Source organism: Flavobacterium sp., assembly GCF_031423415.1.
GTDB lineage: Bacteria > Bacteroidota > Bacteroidia > Flavobacteriales > Flavobacteriaceae > Flavobacterium.
In genome coordinates, this window is record NZ_JANPFL010000111.1 from 1 (window position 1) to 15,675 (window position 15,675).

8 protein-coding genes are annotated in these 15,675 nt (G+C 34.8%); 3 read left to right on the top strand and 5 right to left on the bottom strand.

Annotation, left to right across the window (positions count from 1 at the left end):
• Positions 1-197 precede the first annotated feature (197 nt).
• From RMO83_RS09660 to RMO83_RS09670, 3 genes are all read right to left on the bottom strand, one after another.
• Positions 198-1,151: a Fic family protein gene (locus RMO83_RS09660; protein ID WP_310559475.1), complete on the bottom strand. Its 954-nt coding sequence runs from the start codon at positions 1,149-1,151 to the stop codon at positions 198-200.
• 154 nt (positions 1,152-1,305) lie between these two features.
• Complete coding sequence (locus tag RMO83_RS09665) at positions 1,306-3,600, bottom strand: BamA/TamA family outer membrane protein (protein ID WP_310559476.1); 2,295 nt, start codon at positions 3,598-3,600, stop codon at positions 1,306-1,308.
• Entirely contained in the window at positions 3,597-8,648 is a 5,052-nt protein-coding gene (locus RMO83_RS09670; RefSeq protein WP_310559477.1) for a translocation/assembly module TamB domain-containing protein, read from the bottom strand. The genes RMO83_RS09665 and RMO83_RS09670 overlap by 4 nt, the downstream gene beginning before the upstream one ends.
• A 232-nt stretch (positions 8,649-8,880) precedes the next feature.
• Here RMO83_RS09670 and RMO83_RS09675 point away from each other — a divergent pair, with 232 nt between their 5' ends.
• The 3 genes from RMO83_RS09675 to RMO83_RS09685 all read left to right on the top strand — a co-directional run bounded on the left by RMO83_RS09675 (position 8,881) and on the right by RMO83_RS09685 (position 11,879).
• A complete protein-coding gene (locus tag RMO83_RS09675; protein ID WP_310559478.1) occupies positions 8,881-11,151 on the top strand; it encodes a right-handed parallel beta-helix repeat-containing protein in 2,271 nt (756 codons plus the stop codon).
• Between the two features lie 189 nt (positions 11,152-11,340).
• Entirely contained in the window at positions 11,341-11,589 is a 249-nt protein-coding gene (locus RMO83_RS09680) for a DUF4160 domain-containing protein (protein ID WP_310559479.1), read from the top strand.
• A 5-nt stretch (positions 11,590-11,594) separates the two neighbouring features.
• Positions 11,595-11,879: a hypothetical protein gene (locus tag RMO83_RS09685; RefSeq protein WP_310559480.1), complete on the top strand. Its 285-nt coding sequence runs from the start codon at positions 11,595-11,597 to the stop codon at positions 11,877-11,879.
• Positions 11,880-11,913: 34 nt separating this feature from the next.
• Here RMO83_RS09685 and uvrA read toward each other — a convergent pair whose 3' ends face one another.
• Together uvrA and RMO83_RS09695 are read right to left on the bottom strand one after the other, a co-directional pair.
• A complete protein-coding gene (uvrA, locus tag RMO83_RS09690; protein WP_310559481.1) occupies positions 11,914-14,712 on the bottom strand; it encodes an excinuclease ABC subunit UvrA in 2,799 nt (932 codons plus the stop codon).
• 414 nt (positions 14,713-15,126) lie between these two features.
• Positions 15,127-15,483, bottom strand: a complete 357-nt coding sequence (locus tag RMO83_RS09695; RefSeq protein ID WP_310559482.1) for a hypothetical protein — start codon at positions 15,481-15,483, stop codon at positions 15,127-15,129.
• Positions 15,484-15,675: the final 192 nt, after the last annotated feature.

Below are 15,675 nucleotides of genomic sequence, written 5' to 3' on the forward strand. Positions count from 1 at the left end.
TACAATTTTAAGCTCCGATTCAACCAAATCAAGGAACAAATTGTTTTTTGGCTTAATTATTTGTTCAACTTCTATCCTGAAAATAATATTCCTATTTTTGTGGAAATTAAAAATAGCTCTTTTTAAGGGTTGACTAAATAGGGCACCCTGAACTATGAGGTTTAATTTTTTTAAATACAAAAAACGCTAACTTTAAGTTAGCGTTTTCTTTTTCGATTTTCGATATAATTGGCAACGGCTTCTTTGGTCGTAAACCAATTTCTACCTTCTTTACAAGCGTCAATTTTGCCTGTTCTAGCCAATAAACTAACGTATTCTTGACCATAAGGACTACTTGGTTCACTAACAATATCTGAAATTTTTTGAAAATCAGTAGCGCTATCAGGCATCGCATTCAAATAAATGTTTAAGCTGCGTTCCAAGGCTTGGCACATCAAAAGCATCAGTTTTTGATAATTGCCATTATTGGCTTGATTGAGTGCTTGGTAGTATTTTTTCCTGTCATTTTTGAGAATAATTGCGGGTGGAAAACCGCAACGCATCAACAGTAAATTCATCGCTAATCGAACCGTTCTACCATTGCCATCAAAGAAAGGATGAATCCAAACGAGTTTGTGATGGAAAACCGCAGCCAATTCAATATCGTTCAATTCTAAAGGATTAGTGTTGATAAAATCAATCAATTCATACAGTAAATCCGACACTTTATTGGCGTTTGGCGTAACAAAATTAGCTCCCGAAATGCGAACACCACCATTTCTTAATCGTCCTGCAAAATCCTCTTCGATGGAACGTAAAACCAGGCTATGCAAAGACATAATGTCAATACTTCGCAATACATAATTATCGTTAATTATCGATAACAAATAATCAATTGCTTTATTGTGATTGTATGTTTCAAAATGTTCTCTAAGAGATTTGCCTTTTATGGTAATTCCTTCCTGAAGCACCATTTGGGTTTCTCTTAAACTCAAAGTATTCCCTTCGATACTATTCGAATTATAGGTCCATTCTATAGATAAACTTTCTCTGATTTTATTCAAAGCGATGTTAGGCAATGGTCTGCTTGCTAGCAAATCTTGCTTTTTTTGGTACAATCTCTCAAAGGTAGATTGAAACTCTGTTCTATATCCTATATCTATTTTCAACATAACTCCACAAAGGTACAATAAATATCGGATATATAAAATTTAATTATTATCCGATATTAAATTTCATTCAATAATGATATTCATCCTTGTGAGTTTGTATTAAATTAGTACAAAATATCTTCAAATACTTCTTCATAACCTCTTTTAAATATTTCTAAAACGGATACCCAATTGCAATATTCAATATCAAATTTTCTTTTCTCCAAGAACCATTTCCAAAGTCTATGTCATCCAAAACCCATCTTTGTCCTTCAGGCAAATAAGGCTTTCTTATTGGAAAAGCCAAATCGGTTCTTAAGATTAAAAAGGAAAAGTCGAAACGCAATCCAGCACCAGCACCAACTGCAATTTGTTTTATAAAATCTTTCGAGATTTCAGCTCTAGCTTTGTCGGGATCGGCATTTAAAAGCCAAATATTTCCAGCATCTACAAATAAAGCACCTTTCATTAAACCATAAATTTTTGCTCGGTATTCGGTATTGAATTCTAATTTTAAATCAGCAGATTGTTCCGGCAAAAAAGAGTTGGAAGTAAGAGGCGCTTGATAACTTCCGGGTCCGAGTGATCTTGCCCTGAAGGCACGAATACTGTTGGTTCCGCCCACGACAAATTGCTTGGTTGTAGGCAATGTACTTGAGTTTCCATAGGCAAATCCGGCACCAACAATAATTCTGCTGGCCAATTCGCTTTCTTTCCCCAATTTTAAATAATGCCTGAAATCTGCTTTTACTTTTACATATTGGCTAAATGGCACATCGAATATTTTTATGGTGTCGCCTTGTTTGATATTGGCTCCCGTAACTAAACCCGTAACATTTCCAGCCAAATCTACTTCTCCATTAAAGTAAAAGTTGTTTTTTCTGCGTTTCAGCATTGTATTAGTGAAGGTATACGAATAAGTTGGTCCAAAAATCAATTGTTTTTCGATTACTTTTCCTAAAGAAGGATCGTCCAAAATATCTTGCTGATATTCGGCAGTTACATTGTTCGGACTTACATATGTGACATCAACAATGTTCAATTGATGTTCTTTTCGGATATTGTCCTTCCAGATATAGCCAAAAGATGTTTTAAAGGAATTTAAAGCATAAAGCAGGGTTCTGTTTTGATATTCATATCGTACCGTTGCTTTGGTTTTGGGAACGAATTCGCTGGAACCTTCCATCTTGAACGGGGTAATAAATCGAGGCCAAGTCAGACTGGTTTCTGTTCCCAGTTTAAAAATATTTTGTCCTTTATTTTCCCCTGAAAGCTGAAAATCAGCTCCACCAAATACGGAAACCGTCAGCAATTCTGCGCCTCGAAATACGTTTCGATTATTCCAGTTGGCATTAATTTCAGAACCTGTAAATCCTGCTGAATTGGTTTTTCCCAAAACTTCAACACGAATAAACTTTTTAGGCAAAAGCGTTAGATAATAATAGGCGTCCAAAGTATTTTTTATGCTATCAGAAACCTTGAGTTCATTTTTCACAAAGCTAAATGTTCCCAGATTTACAAAACGGTTTAAAGAGAGATTGTGATTTTTTCGATTATAAAAATCTCCTTTTTTAAAATACAAAGCGCGGTCAAAAACTCTGGGTTTAAAAGTATTTGCGGTATCAATAATAGTAAAGTCTTTATATTGAACCATATCCTCTTTTTTATAAGTAATACTGTCTTTTAAAAGCGAAAAATTAGGATACACTGTAATCTTGTTTATTTTGTAGGCAATTGTTGCTTTATCAGGCGTTTCGTCTTTAATTTTTAATTTGATATTAACCTCATAATTGCCTTTGGTACTATCTACTTGAGCCAAAATATAGTCGGGATTAAAATAATAATATCCTTTTTCTTTGAGCCGAGCATCAATGCGTTCTCTTTCGAGTTTTATAATTTCCAAATCATACGGATTGCCTTCTTTTAGTAAAGTTCGGCGACTCGTTCTGGCAATCGATTTTCCCAAATCAGTCGAATCTACAGGAAATTGTACCGATTTAATTTTGTATTGTCTTTTGGGCCAAACTGTGTATTCGGCCGTTGCTCTTTTGTTTTTGGCTGTCGAATCAGCACTGACACGGGTTTTAAAATAGCCTCTATTTTCTGTAAAATTCCTCAAAACCGCCACATTATAATCTAAATCTACTTTGCTGAAAAGTACTGGTGCTTCACCCACTTTGGTTCTCAACCAATGTCGGATTCCTTTGGTTTTTTTTGGTTGTCCAGCCAAATTATAAATCAATAATTTAGGGCGCAATCCAAATATTTTTTTATTGGGTTTTGGTCTTAACAAAGCTTCCAATTCCTTCTCCAATTCTTTTCTATCATTCTTTTTGATAACGGAATCTTTTACAGTTACAGAACTGCCAGTATATAACAAATCGCCTTCTGGTAAATATCTAGTGTTGCTGCATCCAAAAGCAAAAAACAAGGATAGACCTATAAAATATTTTATATATCTTGTTTTCATAATGATTCCTTTTTTGCTTGTTTTTCTTTGAGCTTTGCTTTATCCTTGCGGATTTTTTCTTGCGCTATCATAGCTTTATCTTCATCACTTCGATGATACAATTCCCGGAATTTGTTATAACTCATAGTAAGAATAAAGGCAAGTCCAGTCTCTACAACCTGTCCGGCAATGGCTACCTGATATTCGTTTTTTCGATAGGCACGAATCCTATAGCGGCCGTCTTTCGTAAGTTGATAATCCAGTGCAACATCGCCTGCAATATTTGAAACATCTTCGTTGGCTCGTTCTTGTCCTTCCACACCAAAATTACTTCCTACCGTTACTTTTATTCGATCATCAAATAGTTTTTTAGAAACACCAACATTCAAATCAGTTCTATTCTGCATCGTTCCAGAAGTGTAATCTTCTGTCGATTCTAAATCAAATTCCAATTGGATTCCAGAAATTAAATCTCCAGCAAGATCATTCAATTGTTGCGAAAGAATTTTGCTTACACTTTGTCTGGCCAAGGATTCGGCATTAGTTCCACCGCTTTCACTCGCAAAAGGATTTTCGCCAATAAAACGATTCAATAATAAAAGGGCAAAAACTTGTTTGTTTAATTCAGCCGGTTCTTGTCGCAGCTGTTCCAACTTGGTTTGTGAAGCCGAAACAATATCTGACGAAACTCCATAATTTCCATCAGGAAGAATAATGTCAAAGGTGATTTCGGGTTTCATTAATTCGCCATCCATTTTTAAAATAGCTTGAAACGGAATTTTCTGTTTGTAGGTATTTTTAACGGTGGGACTTACTGTTCCTAACTGATTTCCAAGTAAATCGATTGGTGCAGCATTCACTTTATATATTGCTTTAATGTTTAAAGTTGCCATTGTGGGTTCACCATTCCATACAATATGACTGCCTTTTTGAATTTCAAATTTTCTTCGAATCATATTAAAATTCATTTCGTAAGCACCACCCGAAAATTCATATTTACCAGTTAAAGTTGTTTTCCCTGAAGGATCTATACCTCCAGTAAGTTGGGCTTCTCCTTTAAGATTCAGGTAATCGCCATTTCCTTTGTCAATTACCAAAGTAAGTTCGGCTTCTTTCTCGATTGTAATGGCAACACTTACATCCATACCTATTAACTCCGACTGATTGAGTTTTTTCTCCATCGAAGCCGTTTGTTTCAGATACAAATTATCTTCATTCACAAACTCAACAATTCCTTCTCTGTCAGCGATAGATGGATCGGATTGTGGTATAACAATTGAAAATTTGGTATCCTTTTTTATCTTGATATTTCCACCAACAACCGGATTGTCGACAGTTCCTTTGATGTTCAATTTTGTGTCAAGAATTAAATCTCCATAAAACAAATCATTGTCAACCTCTTTCGAATGAATCGCCCTAAAATCATTGGCAACAACGGTTAAACCAAAATTATAATTTCTGAAATCGGCGGAATGAATTGTGCCGTTTACGGTCAATTCGTTGTCGTTTTCATCGTATAAATTGAAGTTGTCAAAAGCGATTTCTTCATTCTGAAACTTGATTGTTTCATTGGGAACTTTAAAAAAGGAGTTGAGTTTTGTACTTCTGAAACCAGTATCATTAAATTTTAATTCACCATTTAATTTTGGCGCATCGGTGTTGCCTGTAATTTTAAAAGTACCTGATAAATTCCCCGTTCCATCCGCAATATGACCCATACTAAAACCTTGTATGCTTCTGATATTTAACTTTTTAAAGTCTAAAGTAAGGTCGAAACTGCTGTCGTTAATTTTATAAGTTCCAATGAGTGTAACATCATTGCCTTCTCCGCTGAGCGTAACATTTGCTGCCAGCAAATTATTGGTTTTATTGTTTATTTTTAGGACAATATCACCAACGGGCTCCCCTTTAAAAGCAAATTTGTCAATTTTCAAATCAGAGGTAAAAGTTGGTTTTGTCATCACGTTTTCCACCAAAGCGGAACCGTTTATCGAACCTTGCATCAATAATTTGTCTTTTTTGATAATATTCAGAATGGTCTCTATTTTGAAATTTACAAAATCAATTTGCAGAGGTGCATTGTCCTGATTGCCTTGTGACTGAATTTTAAGTTCGTTTCCCGAATTATCCAAATAAAATTTATTGACGTAAAGTCTTTTATCACCAAATTCAATTTTATTTTCCGCATTGATATTCCACTTGTCGTAATTGAGAACAAAATTAGCGGCATCAATTTTAAGTATATTTTTAGCCTTGTCACGAAGCAATTCACCAGCAATAAAATATTGTTGCTTCTTACTCGCATCTTTTACTTCCAATGCATAGGTCAACATATTGTTTTCGATTTTCCCAGACAAACTGGTAAACGGAATTTTAATTTCTCCACTTTCAATTGTTGCAACCGAAACCTCATATTCCAAAGCTTTTCCTTTGGCTTCAATATTTATTTTTCCATCGACAATGGTGTTATTATTATACACAATTCTCGGAATCGTTCCTTTTACTTCCAATGAATCGGCAACATTATTGTATTTTCCAGTGATGTTAATCGGTTCTAAACCTGTTAGTTTTGGGAAAATTTTAAAAAGGATGGGATCATTATCAACAGACAATTTAAAAGTCAATCGTTGTTCATTTTGTGCTACATTGGTTTTTGGTTTACCCAAATCAATGTATTTTGACAGTGATTTTTTTACGGCTGCTGCCAAAGTCGTCAGTTTATATTTTCCGTCCATTTCAGCTTTCAGAAATTGGGAACTTATCTTGATGTTGTTTTTTTTATTGTCTGCAAAAGCTACAATTTTGATCGAATCTAACACAATAACTTCGGCTTCCTGCAAAATCTGGACGTTCGAAAGGAAAACTTCTCCGTTTAAAAAATCTGGGTTACTATTGGTAATATCGGCATCGATGTTTCCACGCAATTTCATCGGACCAGCGTGAAGATTGAGTTTTTGGAGATCTGCAATATCCAAGTTTAATTTTAATTGCACCGCAGGGTATTTGTCTTTTGCATTTCCGTTGGCAACCAAATCAAACTTCAAATTTGGGTCGCTCATATTCGATTTTACGGCAAATAATCCGTTTTTGATATTTCCTTTTAAGGCTAAATCACTATACGTATATTTATTGTAAACTGCTTTTTGGACAATTCCGTCTAGTTCGGCTTGCGCTGTTTTTGGGTCTAAACCTTTGCCTTTTATTTTCGCTTTGAGCGTAACTTTTCCCAAAGAATCATTTTTTATAAAGCGGCCTAAATCAAAATCGAGCAGGGAAACGTTCGCATTGTATTTTTCTTGATTTTTAATGCGCTGGTCATACAAACCATCCACTTTGGCATTCCCCAAACTACTGTTTAAGGCTAAATTAGTTTTGAAATTCTGAACCGAACCTTTAAATTTTCCTTTTACACTAAACTGCGACGGCAATTGAATAGTATTGGGAATTGTTTCTGCAGGCACAAAAGAAATCACATCTTTGGAAGTGCTTGATAATTTCTTTATGTCCAAATCATAGTATGCTTTTTGTGCATCGGGCCAACCTATAATTCTACCAGAAGCGGAAATTCTGGTGTTTCCAATACCACTCATTTCAAGTAATGGAATTTTCAGGTCTTTTAATTTTCCGTTCAAACGCGCATTCAAATACACAATCGCATTTGGGTTACTTTTAAACGGATTGTCTTTTTGCAAATAAGGAACAAAAAGTAAAATATCTTTGAATCCTACTTTTGACTGAATCAAATTCAGGTTCAAGCCAAGGTTTTCGGGATTCTTTTTTAAAGACGCAATGGATGGATAACTAATTTTAATGCTGTTTTGTAGCAATGTTTGCGCTGTTTTCAAATACAAATGATTCAAATGCGCCTTTTTTGGACCATAAAAGAAATCCGTTTTTAAGGCCTGAATCTGCAAGCCACTTTTTTCAATTCCCACAAGTGATTTTATATTTCCAGTAGTAGTGTCATTTCTATAATACAGTTTTTCTGCTTTAAGATTTAATTTATCCAAATCAAGATGACTGTAATCAATTCCTTTTGGGATAGGTTTAGATTGCATATCGTCATATTTGAAAGCTATATTTCGCAAATTGACAGTATTCAATTTCACTTTCCATCCCGTTTGAGCTATGGAAGTCGAATCTAGATTGGGCGTAATAAGTTGTTTGTCACTTGCGCCCAATTGCAAATTTCCTTTCAAGTTTTTCAATTCGAAAGTATTGAAATCCAGCAATTGTTTGTTTAAATCAATTTCGTTGACGGATAATTCCAAATTGCCCAAATAGATGCCCGAACCCAATTTGGAATCCTTGTTATCGTATGAAATATCAATTTTAGACAAACTGATTTTACCTAGTTTTAACTTGAAATCATTTCTTTTTGAAATCGTATCTAAGGTATTCACTGATACTTCTGCAATTTTTTCGACTACATCCTGATTCAATACTAATTTCAAACCGTTTAAATCGATATTTGGAATGTCAAAATCCATTTTATCCAAATCAAACTTCTTGAATTTAGTATCAAAGTTGGTTACTTTTAAACGAATATCATTTCTGGAATAATCATCCTTGAAATTAAAATTGACATTTTGGAGATTTACATTTTCGACCGATATTTTAAAAGGTTTGCTATTTGGATCAGGTACTTTTGGTTCAAATGCCTTGATAATATAATCGAAATTATAGACGCCATCCTTGTTTTTGTATATGTTGGCGGTGGCATTTTGTAGGGAAACCGAATTAATTTGAAGTTCGCTGCTCAGAAGTTTGATTAAATCAATATCAGCTTCCAGTCGTTTGCCTATTAATAAGGTGTCTTTTTTTTGATCTTCAAAATAAAATCCTTCCAAAACAATTTCTTTTGGAAAATTAACGTCGATCCGGTCTAGAGAAACCTTGGTCTTTATTTTATTTTGCAAATAGGAAATAGCCTTGTTTTTGGCGTAATTTTGAACGGAAGGAATCTGGATTAAAATGGTAATAAACAGTAAAAGTGCAACTATTGAAACGACACACCAAACCAGCACTTGCAGTGTTTTTTTTAGAAAATGAAGTAATTTTGTATTCATACGCGAATAAACCACCTTTAGACTCTATTCAGTATTAATAGAATCCGAGGTTTTATAACCTACAAAATTGAAAAAAAAGAAGGTTAATATATTACATAATTACACTTATTTATTGTAAAATTTTTGTTTTAACTTTTTGTATTATATGACTTAATTGACCTTTTAGCTGACCTAGAAATACACCAAGTTTCTTTAATATTTGATACTTTTGAATTCTAAAGATATTTAAAATATGATCAAGAAATTCTCCATCGCTTTTTTGTTGTTTTGTTGTGGAATTTTATACTCACAGAAGAATTATTATTTCAGTAGTTCAGCTGGGAGTAATTCTAATGTGGGTAGTGAAACCAGTCCTTTTCAAACCATTTCAAAATTGAATAGTTTGGTATTAGTTCCTGGGGATAAAATTTTATTCAAAAGAGGTGATGCCTTCATTGGACAAATTTTAGTTTCTTACTCTGGAACTTTAGGCAAACCAATAGTTTATGATAGTTATGGCACGGGAGATTTGCCGGTTTTAACTGCCAGTAATGGAAGTAATGGAATTGCCGACCCATTGAGTACCATCAAAATTGAGGGGAAACAATATTTAGAATTTCGTAATTTAACCATTGAAAACGAACGATTTGACACAGCCTCTGGTTCGCCAGATAGTCAAGCTTATGGTATTTATTTTAGGAGTTGGAAAACTTTGCCAACTTCTAAAAATTTTGAGGACACTACACTTTTTAAGTATTTTAGGTTTTCAAATTTAAGGTTTCAAAACATCTATTCCGTAAATAGTGTTGGTACTGCTTTTGACGATATTAATACTTCAGGTATCCAGTTTTTTAATGCTTTTGCGAATGATGTGATAATTGAAGATTGCTCTTTTACGGATATAGAACGCGTAGGTATTTGGTTAAGGCAATATGTTTCAGATGCTATCGTCAGAAATAATAAATTTATAGATTTAGGCGGCTCAGGCACCATAATATCCAGTTCAAAAAGAGTACTTTATGAAAAAAATCTGATGCGTTTTACAGGGTCAGATTCAGATTCAAGAATGACTAAAAGAGGAAGTGGTATGTGGGTTTTTGGCTCAGACGATGTCGTTGCGCAATACAATACATCCCAACACGCACGTGGAAATGGCGATTCATCTGGAATGCACGTGGACTATGGGAATTCTAATATTTTATTTCAATACAATTACTTGGAAGATTCTGCAGGAGGATTTTGCGAAACTCTTGGCGATAATGTAAATATAATTTGGAGGTACAACATTAGTGTAAATGAAGGCGGTAAAGAAAGAAGTGGAAAAAATATTTTGTTATGGGTAAGCGATTATGCCTATGTTAATAAAAAAAGTGAAAAAGTATTTATTTACAACAATACTATTTACCAAGGTTTAAAATATCAAAACGTAATGGCCGATTCTAAAATTAGTTTAGAAGCCTCTTCACTAAATTTTATAAATAATATCATTTATTTGGAACCAACTGCTAAACTGGGTGTGTTGGCTTATTTATTTGATGTGAACGTGCCTAGTTTTTCTAACAACATACTATTTGGAGGTACAATAAAAAGTACTTTCAAGAATTTGGATGCTACACGTAAAGAGGTTGACCCGAAATTTTTAGATTCAGGCAGAAGGCATTTTTCAGGATACAAACTCTTGTCAACAAGTCCTGCTTTAGGTAGTGCTTTACCTTTTTTAGAGCCTGTTTTTCCTTTGGCGGGAGTTGGTATTTTTGCAGATATTACCTCTAATGCATCAAAAGATATTTTTGGAAACCCCGTGAATCTGGCAACAGCTACTAATATTGGAGCTTATAACGGATCTGGTGAATCCAAGTTGCCGATAGTTAATTCTTATGAAGCAGAATCAGGAATCATAGTAGGAGGAATCGAAATTAATTGTGTGAATGCTTCTGGAGGCAAAGCAGTAAATGTTCTTGATGCTGGAAAATCGTTAACTTTCAATGCCATTGATGCAGTGACCAGCGATCTTTATTTTATCAAGATATTTTATGCAAACGGTATCAAATCGAATCTAAAATTAACCATAAACGGGGCCGATACCGAAACGATAATTTTGCCCAATACAGATGCTTATTGTTCTTCTTCTGGTAATCCAACAAATTTCCCAGTGCTTAAAAATTTGATTGCAGGAAATAATTCAATTAAGCTAGAGAATGGAACTATTGATAAAATAGAAGTCGTATCAGTTACCGACGCAATACTAAGTACTGAAAACTTTGGGTTTTTAAGTAAGACCGAGGCTTATTTAGAAAAAACAATGCTTTCTTCCAATGAAACGCTAAGGGTAATTATTGATAAAAAAATAGAATATCAAAATGCCGAAGTTTCAATATACGATATTTCGGGTGCTTTACTTAGTAAAAAGAATTTTACCTCTGGAGACATCAATTTAGAAACAAGTAGTTTAGGTAAAGGAGTAAAAATTGTTACCGCCAGAATAGGGTCTTATCTTTTCGTGGATAAAATATTAGTTCATTAACTGAAGCATAAACAACTGGATTCTTTATCACAATTTCTCCTTCAATATTTACCCGTAACTAATTTTTTTATTTTGATAATTTCTTTTGGAGTTCGTTCGGCGAGTAATTTTCAATCTCAAAAAACTCTTGAAACAAAAGTTTTGTATATTTGATAAAAAATTGGTAGTGACAACAAAAAATAAGATAGTATGCCAGAGATAAGTCGTTTTTATGGAATAATCATTTATATGTTTTTCAATGATCATAATCCGCCACATTTTAAAGTAAAATATAGCGAATTTGAGGCAAATATTTTAATAGAAAGTGGTAACTTGTTAAACGGAGATTTACCTATTAGCAAACTAAAATTAGTTCAGGCTTGGGCAGAAATTCATAAAGAGGAATTGTTAGAAATTTGGAATTCAAAAGAATTTCATAAAGTTGATCCTTTAAAATAAAAAAAATGTTCAAAGTAAAAAAAATAGTAGCTGTAAGACCTTATTCCATTGTTTGTGAAATGAATACTGGCATCCTAAAAAAATTAGAGATTTTACCTTTGATAGAACAACATTCCAATTTCAAGGGAATTGAGCAACTAAAAGATAAAGCAACTTTTGAAAGTGTTGCTATTGGAGAAATGGGTGAGATTTTTTGGGAAAATATTATAACCTTCTCAGACAATGAAAAATGGAATTATGATATTTCCCCAGAATTTATTTTTTATAATGGAATTACCGTACCAAAATAAGAAATAGGATACGATGCATTGAAAAAACTAATTATCACAACTTCTCCTTCAAATACTTCCCAGTAATCGATTTTTTGTTTTTTATAATGTCTTCGGGAGTTCCTTCGGCGAGCAATTGTCCACCGTTTTCGCCACCTTCGGGACCTAAATCAATAATCCAGTCGGCACATTTTATCAGGTCGAGATTGTGCTCAATGACCAAAATAGAATGTCCTTTGTCAATCAAAGCATCAAACGAAGCCAAGAGTTTTTTGATGTCGTGAAAATGCAAGCCTGTTGTGGGTTCATCGAATACAAAAAGCGCTTTTTCTTTCGTAGCACCTTTTACCAAAAACGAAGCCAGTTTGATACGCTGAGCTTCTCCGCCTGAAAGAGTAGAAGAAGATTGACCTAATTGTACATAACCCAAACCAACGTCTTGTAGCGGCTGGAGTTTTTGAATGATTTTATTTTGTTTATTGGCAGTAAAAAAAGCAATCGAATCATCAACGGTCATCGTCAGAATATCGTGAATGTTTTTGCCATCGAAAGTGACTTCCAAAACTTCTTTCTTGAATCGTTTGCCGTTGCAGGTTTCACAATGCAATTGTACATCCGCCATAAAAACCATTTCGACATTGATGGTTCCTTCGCCTTTACAGGTTTCGCATCTTCCACCTTCCACATTAAAGGAAAAATGTTTGGCTAGATAGCCACGAATTTTCGAAAGTTTTTCTTTGGCAAACAATTCCCGAATATCGTCATACGCCTTGATATAGGTCACGGGATTCGAACGAGAACTTCTTCCAATCGGGTTTTGATCCACGTATTCAATATGTTGGATTTTGTGGTAATAGCCACGCATTTCGGTAAATTGCCCTGCTTTTTCGCCAACGCCATCCAGTTTCTTTTGCATCGCTGGAAACAGTATTTTCTTGACCAAAGTACTTTTTCCGCTTCCGGAAACTCCAGTAATTACGGTCAAACATTCCAAAGGAAATTTGACGTCTATGTTTTGTAAATTATTCTCTCTCGCACCCAGAATTTCAATATAATTACTCCATTTTCTGCGAATGCGCGGCGTTTTGATTTCTAGTTCTCCGTTGAGGTATTTCGCTGTCAAGGAAGTCGATTTCAAGATTTCGTTGAAACTGCCTTGTGCGACCAATTCGCCACCAAAAGTTCCCGCTTCGGGACCAATATCAATAATCATATCAGCAGCTTTCATAATATCTTCATCGTGCTCCACCACGATAACAGTGTTGCCCAAATCACGTAAAGATTGCAAAACTTTAATCAATCGTTCGGTGTCTTTTGGGTGTAAACCAATACTGGGTTCGTCTAAAATGTACATCGAACCCACCAAACTACTACCCAGTGATGTCGCTAAATTAATACGTTGCGATTCTCCACCCGAAAGTGTCGCCGAGTTTCTATTCAAGGTCAAATAATCCAAGCCCACTTCGGTCAAAAAAGATAAACGGTTGTTGATTTCCAATAACAATCGTTTGGCAATTTGTTTTTCATAGAAATCCAAATCAATTTTTTCGAAAAAAGTAACCAAATGTTTAATTGGCAAATCCACCAAATCCGAAACGGTTTTGGAATTGATTTTCACGTAAGAAGCTTCGATTCGCAAGCGTTTTCCTTTGCAGGAATGGCATTTGGTTTTTCCACGATAACGCGAAAGCATCACCCGATTTTGAATTTTATAATTCTTGTCTTCCAATTCCTTGAAGAAGGCATTCAAACCTTGAAAATAACTGTTACCTGTCCAAATCAGATCTTTTTGCACATCGGAAAGTTCAAAATAGGGTTTATGAATCGGGAAATCAAACTTATAAGCTTTGTTGACCAATTCGTCTCGAAACCAGCCCATACTTTCGCCACGCCAAGGATAAATGGCGTTTTCAAAAACGGATAAAGAAGTATTTGGAATCACTAATTCTTCATCAATTCCGATGATGTTTCCGTAACCTTCACAAACGGGACAGGCGCCATACGGATTGTTGAAACTAAACAAATGGACATTGGGTTCGAGGAAAGTGATGCCGTCCAGTTCGAAATTATTACTATAGGAAAAGCGTTTGTGCGTGTCCAATTCCTGCAAATGGCAAATACCTTTGCCTTCGTAAAAAGCAGTTTGCACCGCATCAGCAAGACGGTTGTAAAATTCCTCTTCTCCCGAAGCTTCGGGATTCACAACGATTCGGTCGATGATGAGCAGAATGTCTTTGTTGTCTAAAGTATGACTTTCGATGTCGTCCAAACGAATGGTTTCATTATTAACTAATATTCTAGAAAATCCCTGATTGAGCAATGCTTTTAATTTGTCTTCTAAAGCGCGACCGTGTTCCAAATGAATAGGAGCGAGGAGCAACCATTTGCTGTTGATTCCTATGTTTTTGACGTCGGTAATAACATCCGAAACCGTATTTTTTTTTACTTCTTGTCCTGAAATCGGCGAAAATGTTCGACCAACTCTAGCAAATAATAATTTGATGTAATCGTAGATTTCGGTAGAAGTTCCCACGGTCGAACGGGCATTGGTCGTATTTACTTTTTGTTCAATGGCAATGGCTGGTGCAATTCCCTTGATGTATTCCACTTTTGGTTTGTCCAGTCTTCCCAAAAACTGTCGCGCATACGAAGACAAACTTTCTACATATCGGCGCTGCCCTTCGGCATACAAAGTGTCGAAAGCCAAGCTTGATTTTCCTGAACCTGAAAGCCCAGTAATAACCACTAATTTGTTTCTGGGAATCGCCACATCCACATTTTTGAGGTTGTGAACTTGTGCTCCTTTGATGATGATGTTTTTCTTTGGATCGAGTGTAGAAAGGTCAATTTGCATGTGAAAACCGAATTTTCACAAAAGTAATCATTTTTAAAATGAGAATAGGCATTGAACGATTCCCAAATTTTTATGTTGGAAGTTCTTTTTTTGAGTTGCAAAGTACCATTAAAAAAAATGCATCACTCGAACCTATGTGGATAGCGCAGAATTCTATTCTGTGCCCACTCTAAATCCACTACAACAAATCTTAAACAATTTTTAAAACAAAAAAAGCCATACCGGTTTTATGGATACAGCTTTATTGACTTGTATTGCCTGCCCAACTTTGTGCGCACAGAATGCAATTCTGCGCTATCCGTTGAGGACATATCTGCGCCGTCTGGGTTAACGGCAGGTACTCCGGTTCCGTTCAACAGGAGTTTCATTGTTCGTGCTGCGCACGAAACGAAACTCTAGCTGTTGGCAGTAGTTTTATCTGTTTAATTCCATATGCCATTTCACTTTTCCATCACTTTCGGTACAAATTCCAAGAGAACCCATTCCATAATCAAATATCAAGCTATATTCTAGCTTTCTGTTTTTTATAAAACTTTGAAGTTCGGTTGAGAGATTAACCATTTTTAGAAATAATGTTTTTATTTCATCAAGTTCTTTAATTGCAGTTTCATGAGTCAAACTTTCAATTGAGTTTTTCATTGTCGAACCACTTACATTAAAATGCATTTCATTTTTCGAACTAAAGATTAAATCTCCAACTTTAAACGGATTATTTTCTGCCACAATTATCAAAGCATTTTTTATTCTATGCTGTAATTCTATTTCATCCATGGATTTAAATGCAAATCGTTGTTTTTTAAATGTCGGTTCCAAAAATTACTGCCAACGTCAGACTGTGAAAAAACATTCACAATCCTATCAACAAATATACTAAAATACTTGTAAGAAAAATAAAGTTTTTGTAAATTTAGTGATGCAACACATCCAAGGAATTTCCCGTCACCAACTACAAGTAGTCAGCTT

What these genes read in the sequence shown, in the direction of transcription:
- RMO83_RS09660 (WP_310559475.1), bottom strand. Translation starts at nt 1,151, where the DNA reads ATGTTGAAAATAGATATAGGATATAGAACAGAGTTTCAATCTACCTTT.
- RMO83_RS09665 (WP_310559476.1), bottom strand. Translation starts at nt 3,600, where the DNA reads ATGAAAACAAGATATATAAAATATTTTATAGGTCTATCCTTGTTTTTT.
- RMO83_RS09670 (WP_310559477.1), bottom strand. Translation starts at nt 8,648, where the DNA reads ATGAATACAAAATTACTTCATTTTCTAAAAAAAACACTGCAAGTGCTG.
- RMO83_RS09675 (WP_310559478.1), top strand. Translation starts at nt 8,881, where the DNA reads ATGATCAAGAAATTCTCCATCGCTTTTTTGTTGTTTTGTTGTGGAATT.
- RMO83_RS09680 (WP_310559479.1), top strand. Translation starts at nt 11,341, where the DNA reads ATGCCAGAGATAAGTCGTTTTTATGGAATAATCATTTATATGTTTTTC.
- RMO83_RS09685 (WP_310559480.1), top strand. Translation starts at nt 11,595, where the DNA reads ATGTTCAAAGTAAAAAAAATAGTAGCTGTAAGACCTTATTCCATTGTT.
- uvrA (WP_310559481.1), bottom strand. Translation starts at nt 14,712, where the DNA reads ATGCAAATTGACCTTTCTACACTCGATCCAAAGAAAAACATCATCATC.
- RMO83_RS09695 (WP_310559482.1), bottom strand. Translation starts at nt 15,483, where the DNA reads ATGGATGAAATAGAATTACAGCATAGAATAAAAAATGCTTTGATAATT.